This is a genomic window from Stieleria magnilauensis (assembly GCA_007753675.1).
Lineage (GTDB): Bacteria > Planctomycetota > Planctomycetia > Pirellulales > Pirellulaceae > Stieleria > Stieleria magnilauensis.
Genome location: CP036432.1, coordinates 851795 through 873990, shown reverse-complemented (window position 1 = coordinate 873990; position 22196 = coordinate 851795). Strand labels below are relative to the sequence as shown.

General features: G+C 57.5%; 16 protein-coding genes. 10 read left to right on the top strand and 6 right to left on the bottom strand.

The features are described 5' to 3' along the window. Positions 1-317 precede the first annotated feature (317 nt). Positions 318-1199 carry a site-2 protease family protein gene (locus tag TBK1r_RS03195; protein WP_145207501.1) on the bottom strand — a complete coding sequence of 294 codons (882 nt, stop codon included), beginning with the start codon at positions 1197-1199 and terminating at the stop codon, positions 318-320. A gap of 503 nt (positions 1200-1702) precedes the next feature. Here TBK1r_RS03195 and TBK1r_RS03190 point away from each other — a divergent pair. Further along, on the top strand, positions 1703-2617 hold the full coding sequence (locus TBK1r_RS03190; RefSeq protein ID WP_145207500.1) for a YihY/virulence factor BrkB family protein: 915 nt from the start codon (positions 1703-1705) through the stop codon (positions 2615-2617). Positions 2618-3355: 738 nt separating this feature from the next. Here TBK1r_RS03190 and TBK1r_RS03185 read toward each other — a convergent pair. Both TBK1r_RS03185 and TBK1r_RS03180 read right to left on the bottom strand, forming a co-directional pair. Beyond that, a complete protein-coding gene (locus tag TBK1r_RS03185) occupies positions 3356-5119 on the bottom strand; it encodes a DUF11 domain-containing protein (RefSeq protein ID WP_145207499.1) in 1764 nt (587 codons plus the stop codon). Between the two features lie 210 nt (positions 5120-5329). After that, positions 5330-6652, bottom strand: coding sequence for an AI-2E family transporter (locus TBK1r_RS03180; RefSeq protein WP_419580918.1), 1323 nt, complete (start codon positions 6650-6652; stop codon positions 5330-5332). Between the two features lie 437 nt (positions 6653-7089). Here TBK1r_RS03180 and TBK1r_RS03175 point away from each other — a divergent pair, with 437 nt between their 5' ends. From TBK1r_RS03175 to TBK1r_RS03150, 6 genes are all read left to right on the top strand, one after another. After that, a complete protein-coding gene (locus TBK1r_RS03175) occupies positions 7090-7422 on the top strand; it encodes a hypothetical protein (protein ID WP_145207498.1) in 333 nt (110 codons plus the stop codon). A gap of 372 nt (positions 7423-7794) precedes the next feature. After that, positions 7795-8502, top strand: coding sequence for a hypothetical protein (locus tag TBK1r_RS03170; RefSeq protein WP_145207497.1), 708 nt, complete (start codon positions 7795-7797; stop codon positions 8500-8502). After that, a complete protein-coding gene (locus TBK1r_RS03165; RefSeq protein WP_145207496.1) occupies positions 8499-8957 on the top strand; it encodes a phage holin family protein in 459 nt (152 codons plus the stop codon). The genes TBK1r_RS03170 and TBK1r_RS03165 overlap by 4 nt, the downstream gene beginning before the upstream one ends. After that, positions 8933-10366 carry a DUF3618 domain-containing protein gene (locus TBK1r_RS03160; RefSeq protein WP_145207495.1) on the top strand — a complete coding sequence of 478 codons (1434 nt, stop codon included), beginning with the start codon at positions 8933-8935 and terminating at the stop codon, positions 10364-10366. Before TBK1r_RS03165 ends, TBK1r_RS03160 begins: the two co-directional genes overlap by 25 nt. A gap of 573 nt (positions 10367-10939) precedes the next feature. Further along, a complete protein-coding gene (locus TBK1r_RS03155; protein WP_145207494.1) occupies positions 10940-12175 on the top strand; it encodes a DUF1559 domain-containing protein in 1236 nt (411 codons plus the stop codon). Positions 12176-12231: 56 nt separating this feature from the next. Continuing rightward, on the top strand, positions 12232-12426 hold the full coding sequence (locus TBK1r_RS03150) for a hypothetical protein (RefSeq protein WP_145207493.1): 195 nt from the start codon (positions 12232-12234) through the stop codon (positions 12424-12426). A 162-nt stretch (positions 12427-12588) separates the two neighbouring features. Here TBK1r_RS03150 and TBK1r_RS03145 read toward each other — a convergent pair whose 3' ends face one another. After that, complete coding sequence (locus TBK1r_RS03145; protein WP_145207492.1) at positions 12589-13065, bottom strand: efflux RND transporter permease subunit; 477 nt, start codon at positions 13063-13065, stop codon at positions 12589-12591. A gap of 711 nt (positions 13066-13776) precedes the next feature. Between TBK1r_RS03145 and TBK1r_RS03140 the strand changes: the two genes are divergently transcribed. Further along, positions 13777-16428: a CHAT domain-containing protein gene (locus tag TBK1r_RS03140; RefSeq protein WP_145207491.1), complete on the top strand. Its 2652-nt coding sequence runs from the start codon at positions 13777-13779 to the stop codon at positions 16426-16428. A gap of 77 nt (positions 16429-16505) precedes the next feature. Here the strand turns inward: TBK1r_RS03140 and TBK1r_RS03135 are convergent, their stop codons facing one another. Together TBK1r_RS03135 and TBK1r_RS03130 are read right to left on the bottom strand one after the other, a co-directional pair. After that, the gene (locus TBK1r_RS03135; RefSeq protein WP_145207490.1) at positions 16506-17693 is read right to left on the bottom strand and encodes a hypothetical protein; all 1188 of its coding nucleotides are present in this window, start codon (positions 17691-17693) and stop codon (positions 16506-16508) included. 3 nt (positions 17694-17696) lie between these two features. Continuing rightward, positions 17697-18815, bottom strand: a complete 1119-nt coding sequence (locus tag TBK1r_RS03130; RefSeq protein WP_145207489.1) for a hypothetical protein — start codon at positions 18813-18815, stop codon at positions 17697-17699. A gap of 159 nt (positions 18816-18974) precedes the next feature. Here TBK1r_RS03130 and TBK1r_RS03125 point away from each other — a divergent pair, with 159 nt between their 5' ends. Next, complete coding sequence (locus TBK1r_RS03125; RefSeq protein ID WP_419580917.1) at positions 18975-19679, top strand: cupredoxin domain-containing protein; 705 nt, start codon at positions 18975-18977, stop codon at positions 19677-19679. A gap of 113 nt (positions 19680-19792) precedes the next feature. Continuing rightward, complete coding sequence (locus tag TBK1r_RS03120; protein ID WP_419580916.1) at positions 19793-22186, top strand: FG-GAP-like repeat-containing protein; 2394 nt, start codon at positions 19793-19795, stop codon at positions 22184-22186. Positions 22187-22196: the final 10 nt, after the last annotated feature.

Here is a 22196-nt window from a genome sequence, read left to right as displayed (position 1 = left end):
TCAAAGACATCAACGGGACTTGCGCGGGCACCGACGTGAGTCCCTTTTTTTTTCCGCGTCACCATCGTTTCCATGTTTGGAAAAAGATGGGGACACCGTTGGACTCGAAGATTCCGCCGCGAGGAATAATCGCGAGCACTTCACCGCGCCGTTTTCTGCGAAAATCTTATCGCAAACCGAATTCCGGATCTCGCTCCTGAGTCTGTTCAACGGCGACATGAGGACGGTATCCAGGGACGGCAAGCTGCGGATCCGAAGCGTTGCCCATTAGCATGCTTGGTCATGATGTCCCTGCCCACAACGATGAAAGACTCTGATCACGTTGGCAGGTAGAAAGGCAGGGGAGTAAATCCCAACGGCACAAACAACAAGCTGCCCCAACCCAGAAGGCTCCTTTGAGTCCCCAACGATACACTATCGTCTGCGGTTGGAGGATGCACGGGCCCCATCCACACCAACAAGATCAGCATCAGCGTCCAACCCCAGTAGCCCCAGAAGACGACAGCCACCGCGGCAGCCAACAGCAGACCTTTGGCCAACATGTGGGCCCGCCGACGCAACAGAGCGTATAGAACATGTCCGCCGTCCAGCTGTCCGATCGGAAAAAGATTCAATGCCGTGATCAAGATGCCAACCCAGCCGGCAAAGGCGACCGGGTGCAGGATCACGTCCTGTCCCTCTGCCAAAGGACCAAACGTGAGGTAGACCAGCAGCTTGAACAAGAGTGGCTCGCCCAACATCAGTCCCACCTGGTTGTCGGTAATCACCACGACCTCTGACCATTGCAGCCCGAGAACGCAGAACAGCAAGGCGGGCACCAGCCCGGCGAGCGGTCCGGTAATCGCAATGTCAAACAGTGTTCGTCGATTCCCCATGCCGGGAGCCATCAGGATGACGGCCCCCATCGTGCCGATGGGACTGATCGGCATGGGAATAAACAGAGGCAGGCTGGCCGGCACACCAAACCGTCGAGCCTGAAGATAATGCCCCAACTCGTGGGCCAATAAGATAGACATCAGGGCCAGGGAAAAAGCCAGACCGCCTGCCAGGTACGTACTGAGGAAGGTGGCGACGAAAAGAATGATCGGCAACAGCCTGCGCGGACCAGATCGTTGCACAGCAACCTGCTGATCGACAAGTCCGGCATCGAGGCTTGTTTCGCTTGTCCGAGGAAATGGTACTGGCTGTTCCGCTTGCATGCGGACAACTATACCGCGCCGGCATGAGCACAACAGGTCTCCCTGCCCACCTGCGGACGGCGCGCTCGCCGGCGTTACACCAGAAGCATCTCCGGCCGCAATCCGCGATTCTCTTCGATCTGTCGAATTCGCGAACCAAAAAACGACAGGAGGCTGGTCCGCCCGGCGTGGCGAACGAACGTTCGAACCTGCCTTCGGTGTCTCACGGAGTACGAAAGAGCGGTCTCCAATCCGTGGCCTGCCTACGTTGTACTGGCTTGGGATCCGACGGACGAAGGCCGTCAATCTGTTCAGCGCCGCGACCAGTCGTGGGTCTAGTAAGGGTACCAAGACGTGCCGGCCCCGCCCTTTTGGATGGTGATCCGCCCTGTTTTGGAGCGATTGCGACCAGGGCGATCTCTGAGCGACCAGCCATCCGAACCGCCCGACGCGGTTTGCCCGCTGGCACGATGATTGCTCCCTTGCGAATCGGTCAACCGATTCCCGCAAGCGAATGAGCAACGATGGACTTTCTAAAGAAAACCTTCGCCGATTTTTCCAAAGACCGCTGCACCACGTTGGCTGCGGCACTGGCCTACTACACCGCCTTTGCGCTGCCGCCCTTGCTGTACTTGCTGCTGACGATCCTCACGTTCGGACTGTCCGTCATGTACGACAGCGAAGCAGCCGAGCAGAAGGCTCAAGCCATCCTTCAGAGCCAGGCTTCCGAAATGATCGGTAATCCGGCTGCGACCGAAGAGATCGGAACGATCCTCGAGAACAACGAAAACGCGAGCGGAAAATGGTGGAAAACACTCCTCAGCTTCGCCGGAATCATCGTCGGTGCAACGGGAGTCGTCGCGGCGCTGCAGGCCTCGCTCAACCAGGTATGGGAAGTCAAACCCGACCCGGAGCAAGCCGGTTGGAAAGACATGATCAGCAAACGCATCCTGTCGTTGGGCATGATCATCGGACTGGGCTTTCTGCTGCTCGTCTCACTGGTGATCTCTTCGGTCCTGCAAGGTTTTAGCGAGATGATCGGCGTCTCCGGAACGATGGGAGAAGTTGTCAACTTCGTCGTTCAGGCACTGGTCGTGTTCGTGATGTTCGCCGCGATTTTCAAATACATGCCCGATGCGATCGTGCGTTGGAAAGACGTCTTCGTCGGAGCGGCGATCACGACCGCGTTGTTTCTGGTGGGGCGATTCGCCATGCAGATCTATTTCAATTACAGCGAACCGGGCGCTCAACTGGGATCCGCTGCGGCCTCCATTGCCGTGCTTTTGGTGTGGGTCTACTACACCGCAATCATCGTCCTGTTGGGAGCCGAAGCGACACAGGTGTACGCTGTCACCTACGGTAGCGGCATCCGGCCCGAAGCCGACGCCGTGCGGGTCGTCGAAAAGCTGCAACGCCCCAGCGAAGCATCGTCTTCCTGATCTCACTGCGGCATCGGGACGAAGGACTCCGCCGATTTCACTGGGCAAACTGTCGAGAAGAAAACCCGCGGATAGCCGCGCGAACCCACGGATGATTAGCACCCTGCCATCCGTGGGCTCAGTCGTCATCTCATCGGATCACCCGAGGGATGAGCCGGAGTGCACGGGCCTCAACCGTGAAGGAAACGCACAGACGCTCGCAGGCTGGCGCCGAACTTCTGATCATCGTTTGCTAACGGCCGGTTTGCGTCAGCGCGAGCGGCGTGCTGATTGAACTTGACCTAGTGGTGTTAGCCGCGAGCCCTCCCGTCTTTCGAGTTGTTTTCGAGCCGCAACCGGACGGCTCGGACCCTGTCGATTGAATCGATGTCCTGACATCAACACCATAATGTCGGCCCGACGGGTCAGCGAGGATCGCCGCGTGGGCGCTTGCTAAGGTGTGCGGGCTTAGATCGACAGCCCGCTCGCGCCCCATACCGCTCAATCGACATTGATGGGGGCCGCTCGCGCTGGCGCGAACCGGCTGATGTCAAACGAATATCAGCCGTTTGGCGCGGGGCCTACGGGCCCTGTGTTGGTCAAAACCTTGTCGATTTAGCGGTCTTGCGCTCGCGCCTTTCCGCTTTCTCACTCAATGGCAAAGTAGTCGCTGCCGGCGATCACCGCGGAGGAGCGGAGACAAAAAAAACCTCGCCGGGTTGTCCAGCGAGGTTGACGAGATCTCAAGTCCGCGACGAATCAGTTGCTCGCGGTGTCGAACAGTCGAGTGGGCTCCTCGCTGGTGACTTTGCTTTTGAGCGATTGACTTTGCAGTGTCGCTTCAAATCGCGCGTTCCCCGTACCGGTGGGTTTCGCCGTCACGATGTATTCGACGCGATCGCCTGGTTGCATCGTCTTGATGGGATCAAACGTGATCGTGTCGCCTTCGTTCTTGGCGTCCGTCGGTCCATCGGCCGAATGAAACTTCAAGTTACCGGGCAGCTTGGCAGTCAACTGAACGTCCTGGTCGGGCGCTTCGCCTTCGTTCCAAACCGTGATCAGGTATTGGACCTTGGATCCATTTTTTACCGGGTCTTCGTCATCGATCACGGCGATCTGCAGTGCAGGAAGACGCACGACGGTTACCGTCGCCATCGCCGTTGCGGTGGTCTTAGCTGCCGCTTTGGCTTGATCTTCGACTGAGTCGATGCTGCAGACATAGCTGGCTTGCACTTCCGTGGGCAATTCGTCCAGGTTGTCAGTCCGCACCGCGTAGGTGAATTCTGCCGTCTGGCCGGCCTCGAGACGATCGATCACAAAGGACTCGCTCTGCATCTGCATCGTTTCGCTGTCGGACTGTTTCTGATTCTTGTCCTTTTTCTGCGGTTGCGAGTCTTGTTTCTTCGCCAACGTGGGCTGCCCTTGGTTTTTGTTTTGACTCGACGACTTGTCTTTTGCCGAATTTTTCTTCAATCGAAAGTCATCAAGATCCACCAAGTTGGCTGCCGATGGCCATTTGACGGTCACATCGACCGATTCGGCAGCAACATTACCGGTGTTGGTAATCGTCGCAGTGAACGTCGCCAAACCGTTTCCGTAAAGACGCGAGGGCCCGGTCACGCGAGTGTCGAGATCCGCGGCAATGACTTTGGTCGTCGTCTTCTTACTGCGGCTTTGCAACTCACTGTTGTCAGCCTTGGCGACTGCGCGGCTGCTGAATTCGCCCGATTTTTGGGCGTAAACGCGAGCGACAAATTGGCGGGTTTCGCCGGCTGCCAACCCATCGACCGGGAACGAGAGTTCGTTGTTCCCATCGATCGTTGCCAACCCTTCGCCGAGAGAATCGGTCACGGTCAGCTTGCCGAGGTCGCCGCTTCCACCGTTTTTCACTTCGTAAGTCAGCTCGATCACTTCGCACCGGTTGGCTTCCTTGGGAGCCGTCTTGGTCAGCTCGAGTTCCGGCTTGACGACCTGGGACGTCAAGCACAGGGCCGGCGTGTAGCTGGCGATTTCGAGGCAGCTACGCAGTTCGCCTTCTTCGTCGGCAGTGGCGGTAACGACGAAAACGCGGCTGTCACCGGGTTGTAGCGTTGAAATCGCCATCTGATCCTTCGAGGCTTTCGACTGCTTGCCGGGGTTGTCGTTCGCTTTTGACGAATCCTTGTCACCGGACGATTTCTTCTTAGTGGCTTTCCCGCTCTTGCTGCGGTCTTGCGAGTCTTGGCGTTGCTGTTGTTCTGATTCGCCTTTCATCGAAACCGATTCAATGGTCAGGCCTTTCGCTTTGCGTTGCTGCAGCTTGATGTCGTGCAGAACGACGTGATCGGAACTGTTGATAACTTCGACTTCATAAGTGAACTCTTCGCCGATTCGAGCTTTCTCAGGCATGTCGGCTTTGATCGTCAGCAGTCCATCTCCGGTTCGAACGGACTGCTGGGCGAAAGCGGTTCCCAGGGCGGATGGAATGATCACGGCGAGAGTGCAGGCGATCGCAGACGCGATGCCACGGACGTTTACGGGCATGGTAATGTCCTACGTTAACGAGGGAAGAAAAATAATGAGCGACCCGATCGCTCATCAGCGTGGCGCGACACCCACGCAATCACCATGCCGATCCGGCTTTTTTAGTGAATGTCTGTTTCGTCTCAACGCATCACCGTTGGTGTATCCGCGGCTCTTCGCGTCGGATCTCTATGCATTGATCGGTGCCCGTTGCCGTCGACACCGTGTTGCCTAGACCGCTTCGGCAATCGGCTCGTCTTCCTTCAGCGGCTCACACGGCTGTCCGGGCAAACACGGGTCTTCGCCTAAGACGACCGCGAGCGGGTAGGTCACGGTAAAACTGACGCAGACCTGGCGCGTCACGATCAGCAATGGAACCGACAAGAAAATCCCCGGTATGCCCCACATGAATCCCCAAAACGCCACGGCGACCAAGACCACCAACGAGCCAACCTTGAGTGACTTGCCCAAGATCGCTGGAGTCACAAACTGACCTTCGACCGCCGTCGTGATCCAAAAACTTGCGGCCATCAACGCGGCGCGTGAAGAGGTGTCAAAAGCCGTCCCGGCTGCAACGAAAACGACCAAGGTGCCCGCTATCGGACCGAGGTACGGGACAAAGTTGAACAATGTTGCCATCGCGCCCCACAGATACGGCGTGGGCATTCCAACGATCCACATCACCAGGGTAACGGCGAGCCCTAACCCAAGGTTGATCAGCGTGATCTGACCGAGGTAACGCCCGACGCTTTCTTGAATCTCGCCAACCGTTTCTAACACCCGATCGCGTTTTTCTTGGTCCCGCAACACCATCAATACACGGTTGAGAACGTCATCGCCGTTGCACAACATAAAGAACGTCAGCACACCGATTGCGGCAACAAAGGCCAGCACGTGGCCGGTTTTGTTGATCAGGTATTCCGGGTCCACAATGCTGGGCTTCTCCACCGAGACGGTGACTTCGGTAGCGTCTCGCCGTAATCCCGACGTCGCCGTGTCGAGTTGCTCTTCCGCCCGATCCACCGTCGTCAGGGGCTCGGCAACCTGGTCAAATTTTTCACGCAGTCTGGTGACGCTCTCGGGTGCATCGGCGAGCCAAGTTTGAAGTGGCGTGTACAGCAGAATTGCCGCCAAGGCGACGACTGAAAAGAACACCAGAATCACCATCACAGACGCAACCGTCTGGCTCAATCCGATTCGACACAAACGTACCACCCCGGGGCGCAGCGTCAGATAGGCGACCACTGAAATCGTCAACGGCACCAACAGGCTGCTCGCAAAATAGATTGCGCCCAAGACCAGGATGACTGCGATGCAGATGACCCACGGTGAATGGCGAGTGGGGTCTGACGCCCACCCCAACTGATAGCGATTGGAACTGACCTCATAACGGGGCAACCATGACTGCCCTGCCCGATCTTGTGGTTGGCCGTCTTTCAATGGACCGTCCCCATCGGATCCCATTTCGCTCCATTGGCAGCCAGTCTGACGAGAGGCAGCGATGGCTTCGACGATCGGTGCTTTTTCGGTATCAGACTCATCGTGTTCCCTCATCGTCATGGATCGGCTTGATCGTCGGGCTTCGGATGCCGACGGGAGTCTCGCTGCGTCCACTCAGAGAATGCAAACGATGTGCCGCGTGGTGTCTCGAACACCTTGTCGCGATGCACTCGCTCAGAGTTGACGCAATGTCAGTGGATGATCGAGAGCTTGATCAATGACTTTGATCGTCGTCATCCGATCGCTAAAACCTGGCAGACCGATCGATGAAGCACGGGGTCTGCGGAACGGCTGTGTTCAAATCCGACGCAACGACGGTGCGACTTCCGTCATCGTGACCGCTATCGAACCAATCGACCGATGGCCTTGAAGTGGTATCGCCGTTTGGCACACCGCTTGCGACGATCCCTGCCGACTCGAACCCAACGCTGTCACTCGGAACGTACCGAAATGCCGGCGACTTTAAAACTCGATTCCCAACAGGAAAGACGATGAAAACCTTAATGACAATGCTGACCGTTGCGATCGGATTGACGTTCGTCGGCTGTGACGACTCCGTCTATGACGAGCGAGCCGAACAGGTGCGGGACCATTCACAAGACGTCGCCGCGGAGGTTCGCGACACGTATGACGCTGCGGCTGAAAACGTCGAAGACCGGTACGAATCGGCACGTCCGGCTCTGGAAGAATCTGCTGACGAACGAGCCGAAGAACTCGAAGATCGCGGCGAGACCATTGCAGACCGCGTGGAAGATGCCGGTGAACGCCGTGCAGACAACCTCGAAGAAATGGATGACGAAGAGGTCGTCACCGAAATCGAGTAAATCCGATCGACGCTTGAGTCAATAAACACATACCTTGCCGCGGATCTCCGCCGAGGCAGGACGACAACGATTCAACAGCCGGCAATTTTGCCGGCTGTTTTTTGTTGCTTCCACGGCCGCACACTTGTCAAGACGATGGATGGGTATGACTCCTCGCGGTCTTCTTCATTGCACTGTTCAATCGGCACCGTTGCGAACGTCGCTTGGGTTCGGATCCTCCCTGCACCACGTCGACCACGTTGAACGATCGTCCCTCACCAATTGCGGTGTCCCCGTCCAGATCGCGACACAACGCCTCTCACAGAAGCATTGGCACACCACTTGCGACTTCTTCATGCATCTAGCCCACTACTCGCACGAAGGAGTTTGAGAATGATTCAAACCACCAAAGGCGTGACCCACAGAAATCCGGATGCGACGGTCGTACCTGATAACGCGTCACCCCAACAAGAACACCAGGGCGCGGACTACGCCAAACAAAAGGCGTCAGAAGTTTCCGCCACCGCAAAGCAGGCCGCATCGGCCAAGCAGGAGGAACTCAAGCGGCAAGCTGCTGAGGTCGCCGAGGCGGCCAGGCAGAAGGCGAACGAGGCCGCTGAGCAAGCGAAACAATCCGGTGCTCAGTATGCTCGCGAGAAGAAAGCTCGGCTTGCCGAAGAGATCGGTGTCTTCAGCGGAGCGATTCGCAAGGCGTCCGGAAAGTTGCATGAAGAGCAACACGACTCGATCGCGAGTTACGTCGACGCGGCAGCCGAACAACTGGACCGATGTCGTCAATCACTCGAGTCAAAGGACATTGGTGAGATCGTCGAAGACGTTCAAGACTTCGCGCGACGGCGGCCCGAGATCGTCTACGGCGGTCTCTTTGTGGCCGGCCTGGCCGCAATGCGTTTTCTAAAGGCATCCAAACCCGCCCGCCCGCGGCATGTCGATTCCCACGATCTGTCGCATCACGACAATCGACCACCTGCCGCGTTCGGCCATGCCCCCTCGAACCATCCCCGACCGACCCGGCCCCAGTCGTCGGTCGGTATTCACGGGCATACCACGTTCGATCCACAGGGAGGACCCACGTCATGAGTACCGGATACCAAACCAACGGAAAGAACCGTGTGGCTGATTCCGAAACCAACGACCCTCGTTCGCTGAGCGATTTGATCAAAGAACTGCGCGACGAGTCGGTCGCATTGGTTCGCGAGGAAGTCGCGCTCGCAAAGACTGAAATGAGCGAGAAGGCAAGTGTGGTCGGACGAAACTCGGCCCTGCTGATCGTCGGAGGCGCCGTTGCCCACCTCGGTCTCATTTTTCTGTTGCTCGCCGTCTCGTACGGCTTGTACGTCGCGATCGGGTTGGCGGGACTTCCGGTTCACGCCCTGTGGATCGCTCCATTGATCGTCGGACTCGTTGTCGGCGGAATCGGTTTGGCCATGTTTGCCAAAGCAAAAGAGACACTGGCCAACTTCTCGCCGGTGCCCGAACGAACGAAACAATCTTTGAAGGAGGATAAGCAATGGCTACAAGCCAAAACCAAGTGAACAAGAATGGTCACTACGACAACAAGACTCACGTCAACCGCGTGCCCCCGACCGACGATCTTGAGCATCGCGATAGCGGTGAAATCAAACGACGGATCGATCAAACACGTGGAGCAATGGATGAAACGCTCGACGAACTCGGCGAACGACTGAATCCGCGACATCTCCTCGATGACGTGATCTCCATCTTTCGCAGCCCGCAGACGCGCGATACCGCTAAACGCGCCAGCGATGCCGCCAGTGACTTTGCCAGTAATCTCACTCGACAGGTCAGCGAGAACCCAATCGGTGCAACCCTGGTCGGTGCAGGATTGGCGTGGTTGGCATTCGGTAGCCGGCGGGACGCGTCGGACCAGGACCACATTTCATCGTCGCGTCAACGTAACCTGTACGTCGAGGATGATCTCGACATGATCGACTCGGACGATCGGCCGTTCTACACCGAGGACGACTTGTTGCTCGACACACGCTACGATGTCGGTCAACACCAGGCGGAGATCATTGTCCCGGAAAGCTTCGACGACGAGGAGGAGTCTCAGGGCATGCTAGGAAAGGCAGGCAATCAGGTTTCCTCAGCCGCTTCGAAAGCCGGTGACACGCTATCCTCCTCGTGGGAATCAACGAAATCGGGTGTCTCGTCCGCTGCCGAGTCTGCCTCGGACGCGGCCAAGAGCACCGGCAACGCGGTCAGCTCCGCTGCCTCATCAGTTGTCGACGGCGCTAAATCGGCCGCATCGTCAGTAGGCGAAGCAGTTTCATCGGCGACGTCATCCACCAGCGAAGCATCCCGCCGTGCCTACCTGCGTAGCCGAGCCGCTGCACGCGATGCGGCTCGCGCCACGCGACGTGTCGGCCGACGGTCCGGTCGTCAACTCTCCAACGCAACCTCCCAAACCGGAGACCAGCTCGCGCAGGTGTACGACAAAACCGCCCGCCGGGTGCAACGCGCCCATGATGAGACGCCCTTGGCACTGGGACTGGGAGTCCTTGCACTCGGCGCGATCACCGGCGCCCTGATTCCACGAACCCGTCGCGAAGACGAGTGGATGGGCGAGCAATCCGATGCGATGATGCGAGAGGCTCAACAACAAGCCGAACGGGCGATCAATCGTGGTCAGGAAGCCGTCGAAAACACGGTGGAAGCCGCCAAGCAATCTGCCCAGTCGCAAGGATTGACCGGGGATAGCCTCGCCGAACGTGCAACGCGCGTCGTTGAGAAGGCATCCGAGTCGATCCGAGACGCCGCCAAGGAAGAAGGGTTGCACCCTGAGCAACTGAAAGCCGATGCCGAGACGGTGGCGGAAGACGCCAAACAACAGGCGAAGGCGGAAGGGAAGGATGCCAAGCAGGCTGCCAAGGCCGAAGTCGCAAAGGTGGACAAGGATGCAAAGAAGGCGATCGAAAGTTAGACCGCCGACGGCTTCAACGTCAACGATTCCAGCGAATGCAAACAGCCAGCGCGCGACCCACGTCGTTCGCTGGCTGCTTTTCCATTGGCGTCAGCGATCGGCCGTTGGGTGATCGATCACCCTGTCACGATCATCACTCGATAGAGATCGCCGATCGGGTTTTGCGACAACCTGCAAATGAATTACGACACGGAAAGCACGCTGATTGCTGGACACTTTTGTTGAACGCTTTGACGGTCCTCCATGCGCAAAATGAAAAGTCGATAATTTTCTTGTCAACGGGTTGTGATTCCGAGCCGGTAACAATCTGTAGCGGTAACAGATTCGCCTTACTGGTATTTCGCTGCATTGGGGGTGGCAGCTTACTGCTTGCTTGATGAATCACCCTCTGATTAGTCTTCCCCCGGCTAGCTCATATGCGATCGAGAGACCCCTCAACTGCTCGGGTAGGCGGTTCCCGCGGGCAGAGTTTTTCGATCCCTTTTCACAGTAGCTCGCCGGTTGCATCTTGTTTTTTATCTATTTCCCAAAGAGCTTTCACTCCAAAACGGAGTGAGAGAGGAGAGGACCCGCATGAAGGTCAGAACACTGAAACGTGGTTTCACACTTGTCGAGTTATTGGTGGTAATCGCCATCATTGGCATCCTTGTCGGTTTGTTGCTTCCCGCTGTTCAAGCCGCTCGAGAAGCGGCGCGGCGAATGAGTTGCAGCAACAACTTCCGACAAATCGGACTGGCCATTCATAACTACCACTCGGCATACAAGCAGCTGCCTCCGCATGGAGGAGGAACCAAGGGTCCTCACGCCGGGCGTGCGGCGAGCGATGTTCGCGGCAACAACCGAATTGAGTTGTCCGCACTGGTCGGATTAACCGCCTTCTTCGAACAACAAGGACTTTGGGATCAGATCAGAAACCCATTCCAAACCGTTGACTCCTCTGGAAACACAAAGACGTATAACCCGATGGGTCCGTGGCCAGGCATGCCGCTGTCGGCCCATTTGTCGCAGGGCAACTACGATCCATGGTTGACCGAAATTCCGACGCTGCGATGCCCGAGTGATCCGGGCGTGGGACTTCCCGCATCCGGACGCACGAACTACGCAATGTGCACGGGTGACTCTTGCGACACCGGATTCGGTGGCGCGTTGAACCGATTGACCGGAATCCGGCAGTCTGGTGGAACGCCGCCGATGTATTCGCGCGTTCAGGCGTCACAGCGGGGCGCGTTCGCCGTTCAACTCGATTCCAAATTCCGAGACATCCTGGACGGACTTTCCAACACGATCTTCATGGGCGAGATCGCGACGGACCTCGGCGATCGGGATTCCAGAACCCATCTGCTCGATTCCTCCATCAACATTCTGAACATGGGCGGCAACATCCACTGTCGACAAAGTCTTGACCCGGACCGTCCACGATTCTGGTCGAGCACGCCTGCCCCCAACCGATTGTCCGGAAGCGCGGAAGAAAAACGCGGGTTCAAGTGGTCGTCGCTGCTGCCGCTGTACACGCAAGTGCTGACGATTTTGCCGCCCAACTCCGAATTGTGTGGCAATTCCAATGCCGTGTCGATCGTCGTCGCCCCACCGAGCAGCCGCCACCAAGGCGGGTGCCACGTCTTGATGGGCGACGGTTCGGTCACCTTCGTGACCGATTCCATCGAAGCGGGAGATGTCAGCCGAGGCCAAGTGGGGGTCCATGCGCAACACACCGATCCCGATTCTACGCCCGGCATCGAGAGCCCTTACGGTCTGTGGGGAGCACTCGGAACACGAGCCTCAGGTGAAGTCCTCACAGACTTCCCGTGATCCACGCTGTTCTATCGCAAACCACTTACCACTTCCCAATGAGAATGATTTCAACCATGTCATCAACCATCAAACTCCTCTCGGTTCTAGTGTGTGCCTGCTGCATTTTCGGATGCAGCGAAAAGGCTCCAACGGTCTCAACCAACTCGAATGAGATCGAAGCCTTCCTTGCCGAAAATCCTGAATTGGACATCAGCATGGAAGAGTTGGATGCGCAACCGGAACCGGGAGCGGGCGCAGAGGACGAGTAATCGCGCGCCGGGTACAGCGGACGCGGTCTCCGCGTCCGACGTACCATTGAGACGTTTTGATCGGTGGTTCACCGCGTCCCTTGAACGAGTTGCTCGTTCTGGGCTGGTTGGTGCACCGCCGGTCGGAACTGCAGCGGACCGGAAACCAATCGAATTGATGGATCACCCGGTAACCGATACGGCGTCTGCATTCACATCGTTGGTTGCCAGCAGTCCGGCCTGACCTAAGACGCTGTAGCTGCACGGAATCAAGATCAGGATCATCGTCGTGCTGAACAGCTCGCCGAAGACGATCGCGACGACCAGTCCTTTGAACACGGTCGCTTGCATACTTGTTTCCAACAGCATCGGCATTAGCCCCATGCAGGTTGTTGCGGTCGTGAGCACGACGGCACGAAACCGATCTCGTCCCGCCTGCGAAAAGGCTTCGATGGGAATCATTCCCTCGGACAGTCGTAATTTGATGAACTCGACCATCACGATCGAGTCATTGACCAAAATTCCGGCAAGTGAAACCAGTCCGATCATGCTCAGCATCGAAATATTGATGCCCAGCAACCAGTGGCCGACGATCAAGTCGCAACTCGTTTTGCAGATTCTGCAGCGCAGTCTTGCTTTCCAAATGGGACGACGCGGCACGTTCAAGCTCGGATCGCGATCCGTTGTTGCGATCGGACAGTTCTCGCAGACGGTCTAGCTCCGATTTCGCGATCGCAACTTGCTCTTCACGCAACGCGATCAAGTCTGCGACATTCGACATCGATCGGCTGATCTCCTCGAGTTGTTCCCGCTGGGATTGAAGATCGGCTTTCGCAGCGTCAAGCGCCGATTGGTTGTCTCGCGGATCGATCTGAGCGATCAGCGTTCCCTCCTGCAGAACCTCGCCGTCGTCAAAGGTATCGGCCAAAACGTTGATACGCCCCGTGACCTCCGCGATCGCGTTCCCCGCTACAGAGCTTAGCGAACGGCGGATCGTGATGCTCGGAAAAGGCCGTCGGCAGACGACGAGCCTGCCAACGGCGGCACACAACACTCGCTTGCCTCAAGGACGCAAGATGATGAGGACGGGATCATGCAGATCGAACGGTGTCAGACAGCGCTCGGTGGAACACTGGGCCTGTACGATTTGCTCGCCAGCGACGTCTTCATCCGAACCACGGCCAGCTCAGTTCCATCCATTGAGTTTTAAGCAGCCGGCACCAACACATCACCGGGGGGTGTCCCTCCGCCGAAGTCAACGACAGAATCCGTCGCAATCCGTATTTCTTTGTCAACCACCTTTCGCTCTCGCCGGACCGACGGTACCTGCTCGTTCGGCTGGAGCAAGGCCGCCTGTCACAGGTCTGGAAATTGGGTGAGTCGACCGATTCGTTGCTCGTTGACTTTGATCCCGCACTGGAACATCGTCACGAACCCGTTGAACCGAAAGTCGCCTCCAAGCCGAAGACACGTGAGGAGTTGTTTCTGGAAGAGATCCGAGGAATCGAATCCAAAGCTCGTGAACTGAAAGACCAGGGCAAAGTCAAGGAGGCAGAGAAGGCGATCGAAGACCTGTTGGCGGCTGGCAACCGGCGACTGCAACGTGCTCCAATCCGACATCAAAACCTGATCCGAAACTGCGGGCTGGCGTATCGAAACGTACTGGGAAACAACGAGCGGGCATTGGCACTTTTGCAGCGGGCGATCCAGATGGCCGAATCGGACAATCGATTCGGTGACGGTTGGACGTACCTGTTGCGACAAATTGCCGAAACGCAAAACGCGGTCGGGCAATACGACGACGCAGTGGCAACGTATCGACGCTACCTCGACCACCAACTGTCCAAAGAAAAGGTGATTGACCCCTACGAATACCGCCAGCTGGCGCGGCTCGTTGCGGATGCTCAGAATCCCCAAGCCGCCCTCCAGTGGCAATTCCAGGCATGGAAACAATCGAACGAGCAACACGGTGCTTTGAACCGTACGACACAGGACCTCCTCAAGGAACTGGCCGCCGATGTCCGCAAGACCGATCAGTGGGACACTCTCGAACCGGCCCTGGTGGAACAATACAAACAGTCCAAACGATTACTGGGGCCGCAGCATCCCGACACCGCCCAGGCGGCGGCGCAGCTCGCTCTTCTATTCGAGCGATTGGGGAAATTTGAGCTGGCTCTCGCCGGGATGGATGAGAGCCAGCGAGCCTTTCGGGATTACGTCGCGCGAACGTTGCCGTTGTTGTCGGAGACCGAGCAGGCAGAGTTTTTGCGGCAGCGATTCCAACCCGCGTTTCACGACGCCTTGGAGATGGCGGTGCGACTGAAGTCCGTCCCCCGCGCCGTCGAGTTATCGGCCGGTTGGGTTTTGAACGCCAAGGGTGCCTCGACGCGCGCCCTCGCCGAGCGACATCGCATGGTGGCGTCGACGCAAGATCCCCAGGTCCGTGTAATCGCCGAGCAACTCTCCGAAGTCCGAGAACAGATCTCATCGCTCACGTTGTCCGCCCTCCAGAATCCGACCCTCGGGCTCACGTCATCGTCCACGGCGATGGATCTTCAAGACCGACTCGAAACGCTCCGGAATCGCGAATCGGAGTTGTCCTGGAAACTGGGTTCGACGGGATGGACCGAACGTCGCCAAAACCCGTGGAGCGACTTGACGAACGTACGTGAACGGATCCCTGACGACACGGTCTTGCTGGAATGCGCGGTCGCCGGCGTGCGCACCAAACTGGACAGTTCAATCGACCACGGGTTGAACTCGGTTGGTCCGAAGCAACGGGGGATGCAGGTCCTGGTTTGGGTCATCCCGCCGGCCGGTCGCGGCGACATCCGATTGGAAGTGGTCTGTGAGGACTGGGACAAATTGGCGCGAACGCTGATCGAATTCCATGCCTGCCTGAACGGACAAATGATCCCCCAAAACTTTATTGTTGCGATCAACCAATACCTCCGCGCGTTGTCGACTCAGGTTTTGCATTCGCTGCCCGACGACGTCATGACCACACCAAAGTGGCTCGTCTCGCCCGATCATCAATTGTGGAGAATCCCTTTCGTTGCACTGACGAAACCCAATGGCAAGCGGGTGATCGATGACCACGAGATTCAGTACCTGCTCAGCGGACGCGATCTGTTGTCAACCGAACCGGTCAATTCGATTTCTGCACCGGTGATGGTTGCCAACCCCGACTATGGCAAGAATGCCAACGGCGACTCGGCTGGCACCGCCTTTTCGCCGCTGCCGGGAACCGCCAAGGAAGCGCAAGCGGTGTTGCCCTATCTGCGAACCCTGTCAGGAGCCGCCCCCCAAGTCTTCGTCGAGGCCAATGCGGAAGAGTCGGTCGTGAAAACCGCCAACCGCCCCCAGATCGCCGTGTTCAGCACCCACGGATTCTCGGAATATCGACACGAACAACATCCCATGGCGACATGCGGGCTGGCGTTCGCAAATGCCAATACCGCATTCGGTGGACAGGGCGATGGCATTTTGACGGGGCTGGAAATCTTGGATTGTGATTTTCGCGGGACCGAACTCGTCGTCTTGAGCGCTTGTCAGACCGCCGTCGGCAACACCAGCAGCGGAGAGGGCGTTGCAGGATTGAGTCATGCGTTTCGTCTTGCAGGAGCAAAGACGGTCGTGGCGACGTTGTGGTCCATCCCCGACCAGATCACTGCCGGCTTGATGAAGGACTTCTTTGACCAGCTATCCGATGGCAAGAGCCCCGCATCGTCACTGCGATTTGCCCAACTGGCTACGATCCGGCGGCTCGAAGAACAAGGGCTGCCGTCAATGCCCCATTTGTGGGCGGCATTCACGGCTAACGGGATTCCCCAGTCAATCGAAGACGCGCCGACAGAGTATCGGACCTGGCGAAGTGCCGACGGAAAACACACCACCGTTGCCAAATGGATCGCGACCCGACACGACCGAGTTATCTTGCTAAAACCCAACGGGGATCAATTCGAAGTGAGCCTGAACAAGCTGCACGCCGAAGACCGCCAATGGGCAGAACAGGCCAAATGAATTACGTTCGTTGAGAGCAGCTCGCACCAGACGTGGTGATTCATGTTTACGGTCTTGGACGCGAGCCGACGAGCGTTTCAACGATTGCCTGCGACGGCTTGGCCGATCGATTCATACGGCGCCGGCGGTTGGTCGATTCGATAGCTGTCCGGTGAAAGCAGCGGCAGAAGAACTTGAAGCTCTTCGGCGTCGATCAAACGATCGTCGACTTGGTGCGAGAGCAATTGCAAGGCGTCTGCCCTGGCGAGATAGTAGGCCGACAACGTTTGCGTGTAGCGATAACTCGCCAACAGCACCGTCGTCAGATAGAGCAGCAGCACGACCACGCCACCCCGGACGGCCAGCAGGGTCACCCAAGGTTGATTTGCCCAGTCAGACTGTGTTTGATTGACTTCCAGAAGCGCGTCGGAGATCCGTTTCTCGGCTTCCAATAACTGCTCCGTCGTGGCCAAGCGGTTTTTGGCTTCGTCGTCCAACTGCACGAACATTCGATCCATTTCCCGTTTGGCATCCTCGTACAGCGGCCTCAACGCCAACAATTCTCGCTGCAACGTTCGAACAGCCTGTTCCTCATCCTCGCCGCCGATCGCCAAACTCAGCTGTTCCAGCGAGATGGTCAAAAAGGGGAGATCGATTCCGCTTGTCCGCATCTGTTGACCGGCCAGCCGAAACACGTCGGCGGGAACCTTGGTCGCCGTCGTTCCCTCAATGTGGTGATACTGGAACGAATCGAAAGGATACCTCTTGTCAGTCGGCTCGGATGCTGACAATTCTCGACTGGCGTCGCGGGCCCACTGAATTCGCGGGCCATAGAAGGGACTTCCGGCCAGATCGGCTCCCGGCTGGTAGTTGCCTAATGTCATGTCCAGTTCGTGAAAGATCCCGTACAGGTTGTACAAGTCGCGTCCGCGCAGGTACGCCACCTCCGCCTCGGCCTCCTGCGTCAAGATCCCGCTTTTGACTTCACTCGCCTCGTCGACTTCGCGTTCGGCAGCAACCGCGTCGGTAAACTCGGTGGGCACGAGAAAGACGGCGATGCCACCGACGATAAACAGCAGGCTGAACGCCAGCATCCAGCCGGCGCGACGACCGAGCCGACGTCCCCGGTCGGCAAACTTGTCGGCGATCTGTTGCAAATGCTCTGTTGGTTCCACTTGCTCGCGGCGGTAGACCTCCCCGTAGTCCGGTGGGCCTTTCCACTTCGATCGGATCGACCTGAACAACTGGCCGATCGCGGCGGTAACGCTAGGGGGCTGCTCTGACATCGATCAGTTCGTCAGCCGACCATGGAGAGTCTGAAAGAGTTGGTCGTTTCTTTCTTTGCTCTTGGAAGCATTGTTCACATCCAGCACCCCGGTTTCGAGCGCAATTTCCCGAGGATTGATTTGGTTGATTTCGACTCGCATCATGTACCGTATCCCCTGCGACGGGGCGGACTGCTCGTAGTCGACGATCGACGCGTCCACTCCGCGGGGATTGAAGGATTCAGCGGATGGAGGCGGAACCAATTCTTTGATGACTTGCTCGAACACCTTAACGACCTCGCTCGAGATCGCTCCGGCCGACAACGGGGCCGGCACCTCGATGCCTTCTTCGCGTCTGGTTTCTCCTCCCGATTCCTTGAGCGATTGGACCGCTCTGATGACCGGAAGGTCCACGGTGCGTGTCTCGCTACGCATCACCGTTCGCGACCGAGTCTCGGTCCGCATGACGGTCTGCGTACGGGTAACGGGGCGCAATACCGTTCGGGTCCGATAGACGATGCGACGGCGTTTGTGGAACAACCCATAGCTCTCGACACAGCGGACGCGCTGTTGGACCGGTGCCATCACCGTCGTGGTCTGCAATTCAGGGACGAGTACGGTGTACTCCTGCACCTGCGGCACTTGCACCTCTTTGGTGACCGTCTTCATCGTGATGATTTGGACCGGTGCTGCAGAAGACTGGCGTGGCTTGGCGTAAACCACCTGATCATTTTGGGGTAGCCCCAATTTTCCGATCGTCTGATCATCCATCAACTCCTGTTGATCTTGCGGGGCGGTCGTATTGACCAACACCGCGTTGGTTTGGGCATGGTTGGTCAGAGCGTGGTCGGTCAGAGCGTGGTCGGCGAGGATGTGGTGCTGGTCCGCGACAGAAAGCCGTGTCAGTTCGGTCCGCAAACGTTTCCCCGTCTGATCAACGAACGTGACGATGCGGCTTTTGTCGTCGTAGTTCACGATCGCCAGTTCATCGCTCACGCGGCCGTCCGGACTGGTCCAGACACGGAATTGCCGGGGAACCGGTTCTCCGGCAATGAGGTCTCCCGTAAGGAACGTGGAACTGCACAACAAGACGAGCGGAAACAAACCGGGGCCGATCGGCCCGGAAGCGAATGGGAAGCACATGAGACAGTTTCGTTGATCGCGTCGGTTGGTCGGGACAGCCGTACCTTGCATGCTATCCCCCACTTTGGTCGTCTCATACGGAATGGATGGGGAAAGCAACCGGAACGGCGCGCCGAACGACAGGTGATGGGTTGAACCGGACGAGGATCGTTTCCCGGCGTGGACGTCGCCCCAACGAAGCGATGGCGCCTTGATCATTTTTGCGTTTTGGCGAACATAACACCTGAAGGCATCGGGGCATTTGTGGATCGTTTTTTGCTGAGCGGATCAGCGAGGCGGGTGAGTCCTTCAGCCGCTCTCTGTGAGAATGATCCGAACAACGTCACTCCCATTTCCACTGAAGCATCACGCCGCGTGAGTCGGATTTATAGAAACGTTCACTTCGGACGGTTGGCAGGGGCCGGTTTGATCGCCGTGAGTGTCACGATCGGGGTTGCGCTGTGCCTCAAGCGCGACGAACCGATCGAGCACTTAGACGTCCAGGTTGTCGCATCGAACTATCGACTTTACTTTCACTATCCCGGTGCCGATTCCAAATTGGGTACGGCCGACGACCGACTGGGAACGCGGAATTTCTATGCACCAGCCAACACCGAGGTTCGGCTGAGCCTGACGAGTCGGGATTTCGTTTATCTGGTCGAAATCCCGGAGGTGGGACTGTACGAGGTCGCCGCCCCGGAACTCGATTTCGAAGCTCGTTTTGAGACGGGAGAGTCGGGCGTGCACTCTTTGTTGGGAAGTCAGATGTGTGGGTACGACCATTCGGAACTAATTGGCGAATTTGTGGTTCAACGTACGGCAGAATTTAAACGCCTCGTCCGAGAACTTTCTCCTGCACCATCGCCAACCAACCCAACTCAATGATATTTCCCCGCCAGTCGCACCGAAATCCCTTGGTTTTCCTGGTGATTTCGAGCGTGGTCGCTCTCGCTGGATGTGGTCCTCGGGCGACGCCAGAAATTTCCACCGAAACCGATGTGAACCGCACGCGGCGCACCGCCGTCGATCAGGGGCTGCGCGTTTTTAATGAAATTCCCGCCTTCACCCTGACCAACCAGCACGGCAAATCGTTCGAACGCAGCGATCTGGACGGCAAGGTCTGGGTCGCCACCTTTATTTTCACCCGTTGCGGGGCGACGTGTCCGTACCAAACGGCCGCGTTCAGCGAATTACAGCAGACCCTGCATCGGGCTGATGAACTGGGCCAGGTCGAACTGGTTTCGTTCACCGTCGACCCGGAGTTCGATACGCCCGAGGTGCTGGCCGAATACGGCACAAGAGCCGACGCCGATTTCCAGCACTGGCACTTTCTGACCGGCGACCGTGCGACCCTCTGGGATTTGAGTAAAGACGGGTTCAAACTGGACGTCCAATCCGGCCGGGACGCGACCAATCTGATCACCCACAGTTCGCTGTTTGTCCTGGTCGACCAAGATTCAAAAATCCGCGGTTACTACGAAGGCCTGTCACCGGAAGCGAACCAGAAACTTCGCGACGACATCAGCGCGTTGCTGGACCAACGAGACCCCAGTCGACTGGAACGCATGCCCGAAATTTCCGTCCCACGCGATATCCGCGATCCGGCATGGCTGCAACCGCGGGCCGAAGCCCAACGGGCGCTGGCATCCGGCTACGAAGTGACCTGCGATTTCCAATTCACCGACGACCTGTCGTCCAGCGGCATCACGTTCAGCGACAAGGTCGTCGAGGACGTCAAACGCGACTTCAAATCGGCCCATTATGATCACGGCACCGCGGTGGCGGTCGCCGACGTCGACCAGGACGGGCTGCTGGACATCTATTTTGTCTGCCAATTGGGAAGCAACGAACTGTATCGCAACCTGGGTGGCGGGAAATTCGAGAACATCACCGAGTCGGCCGGTGTTGCCGTCGCGGACGAGGTGTCGAGTGGGGCGTCGTTCGCCGACGTGGACAACGACGGAGACGCGGACCTTTATGTCACCCGCATACGTGCCGCCAATCGATTGTTCCTCAACGATGGAACGGGAAAATTCGAAGACGTTTCCGAGCGTTCGGGGCTCGACCACGTCGCACACTCCTCCGCTGCGGTGTTCTTCGACTATGACCGTGACGGCTTGCTGGACCTTCTGCTGACCAACTTCGGAAAGTTCACAACCGAAGAGCGCGGTTCAGGCGGTTACTACCTGTCACACAAAGCCGCCTTTACCAGCCACCTGTTCCCGGCCCGTGCCGAACCCAACATCCTGTTCCGCAACTTGGGCGGCGCACGGTTTGAAAACGTGAACGATCAAGTCGGATTCAAAGATGTCTCTTGGTCCGGGGACGCGACACCGATCGACGGCAATGACGACGGTTGGCCCGACATCTACCTGCTCAGCATGCAGGGGCACGACCAGTATTTCGAAAACCAGCAAGGAAAAGGCTTTGTCAACAAGAGCCGGGAATTGTTTCCCGCCACCGCCTGGGGCTCGATGGGTGTCAAGGTGTTTGATTTCAATCGAGACCAAAAGCTGGACCTTTACGTCACAGACATGCACACCGACATGGTCCATAATGTGGCCCCCGAAGAAGAAAAGAAGAAGATGACTCGGAACCTGCCGGTTTCGATGCTGGGCACCGATGGCAATCACATCCTCGGAAATGCGTTCTATTTGAAGAGCGAATCAGACGCTTACACCGAAGTGTCCGACGAAATCGGCGCGGAAAACTACTGGCCTTGGGGCATCAGCGTGGCCGACCTGAATGCCGACGGGTTCGAAGACGTCTTTGTGACGGCAAGCATGAGTTACGATTTCCGCTACGGCATCAATTCCGTGCTCTTGAACGATCACGGAAAACGATTCTTGGACAGTGAATTCATCTTGGGTATCGAACCACGAGCCAAGGGGACGGCCCATCTGTGGATGACACTGGATTGCGACGGAGCCGACGCGGGGCACCGACTTTGTGATGGCCGCAGCGGCAAACTGCAAATCTGGGCGGCCATCGGGTCGCGCAGCTCCGTCGTGTTTGACCTCGAAAACGATGGCGATTTGGACATCGTGACCAACGATTTCGGCGGCTCCCCGATGGTCCTGACCAACAATCTGACCGACAAACACGACATCAACTACCTGCAGGTAGAATTAATCGGAAAACAGTCCAACCGCGATGGGCTCGGTTGCTTGGTGGATGTCCAATTGTCGGATAAAAACCTGATCGCGGTCCATGACGGAAAATCGGGCTACCTGGCGCAAAGCCGAATGCCGATGTATGTCGGCTTGGGGGACGCGACGCAGGCCGATCAAATCACCGTCACCTGGCCTTCGGGAATCGTGCAGACGGTCGAAGGTCCCATTCAATCGAATCAAAAGCTGACCATTGTCGAAGACGGCGAAACCACGAAGTGACGACCTCGCA

What these genes read in the sequence shown, in the direction of transcription:
- TBK1r_RS03195 (WP_145207501.1), bottom strand. Translation starts at nt 1,199, where the DNA reads ATGCAAGCGGAACAGCCAGTACCATTTCCTCGGACAAGCGAAACAAGC.
- TBK1r_RS03190 (WP_145207500.1), top strand. Translation starts at nt 1,703, where the DNA reads ATGGACTTTCTAAAGAAAACCTTCGCCGATTTTTCCAAAGACCGCTGC.
- TBK1r_RS03185 (WP_145207499.1), bottom strand. Translation starts at nt 5,119, where the DNA reads ATGCCCGTAAACGTCCGTGGCATCGCGTCTGCGATCGCCTGCACTCTC.
- TBK1r_RS03180 (WP_419580918.1), bottom strand. Translation starts at nt 6,652, where the DNA reads ATGAGGGAACACGATGAGTCTGATACCGAAAAAGCACCGATCGTCGAA.
- TBK1r_RS03175 (WP_145207498.1), top strand. Translation starts at nt 7,090, where the DNA reads ATGAAAACCTTAATGACAATGCTGACCGTTGCGATCGGATTGACGTTC.
- TBK1r_RS03170 (WP_145207497.1), top strand. Translation starts at nt 7,795, where the DNA reads ATGATTCAAACCACCAAAGGCGTGACCCACAGAAATCCGGATGCGACG.
- TBK1r_RS03165 (WP_145207496.1), top strand. Translation starts at nt 8,499, where the DNA reads ATGAGTACCGGATACCAAACCAACGGAAAGAACCGTGTGGCTGATTCC.
- TBK1r_RS03160 (WP_145207495.1), top strand. Translation starts at nt 8,933, where the DNA reads ATGGCTACAAGCCAAAACCAAGTGAACAAGAATGGTCACTACGACAAC.
- TBK1r_RS03155 (WP_145207494.1), top strand. Translation starts at nt 10,940, where the DNA reads ATGAAGGTCAGAACACTGAAACGTGGTTTCACACTTGTCGAGTTATTG.
- TBK1r_RS03150 (WP_145207493.1), top strand. Translation starts at nt 12,232, where the DNA reads ATGTCATCAACCATCAAACTCCTCTCGGTTCTAGTGTGTGCCTGCTGC.
- TBK1r_RS03135 (WP_145207490.1), bottom strand. Translation starts at nt 17,693, where the DNA reads ATGTCAGAGCAGCCCCCTAGCGTTACCGCCGCGATCGGCCAGTTGTTC.
- TBK1r_RS03130 (WP_145207489.1), bottom strand. Translation starts at nt 18,815, where the DNA reads ATGTGCTTCCCATTCGCTTCCGGGCCGATCGGCCCCGGTTTGTTTCCG.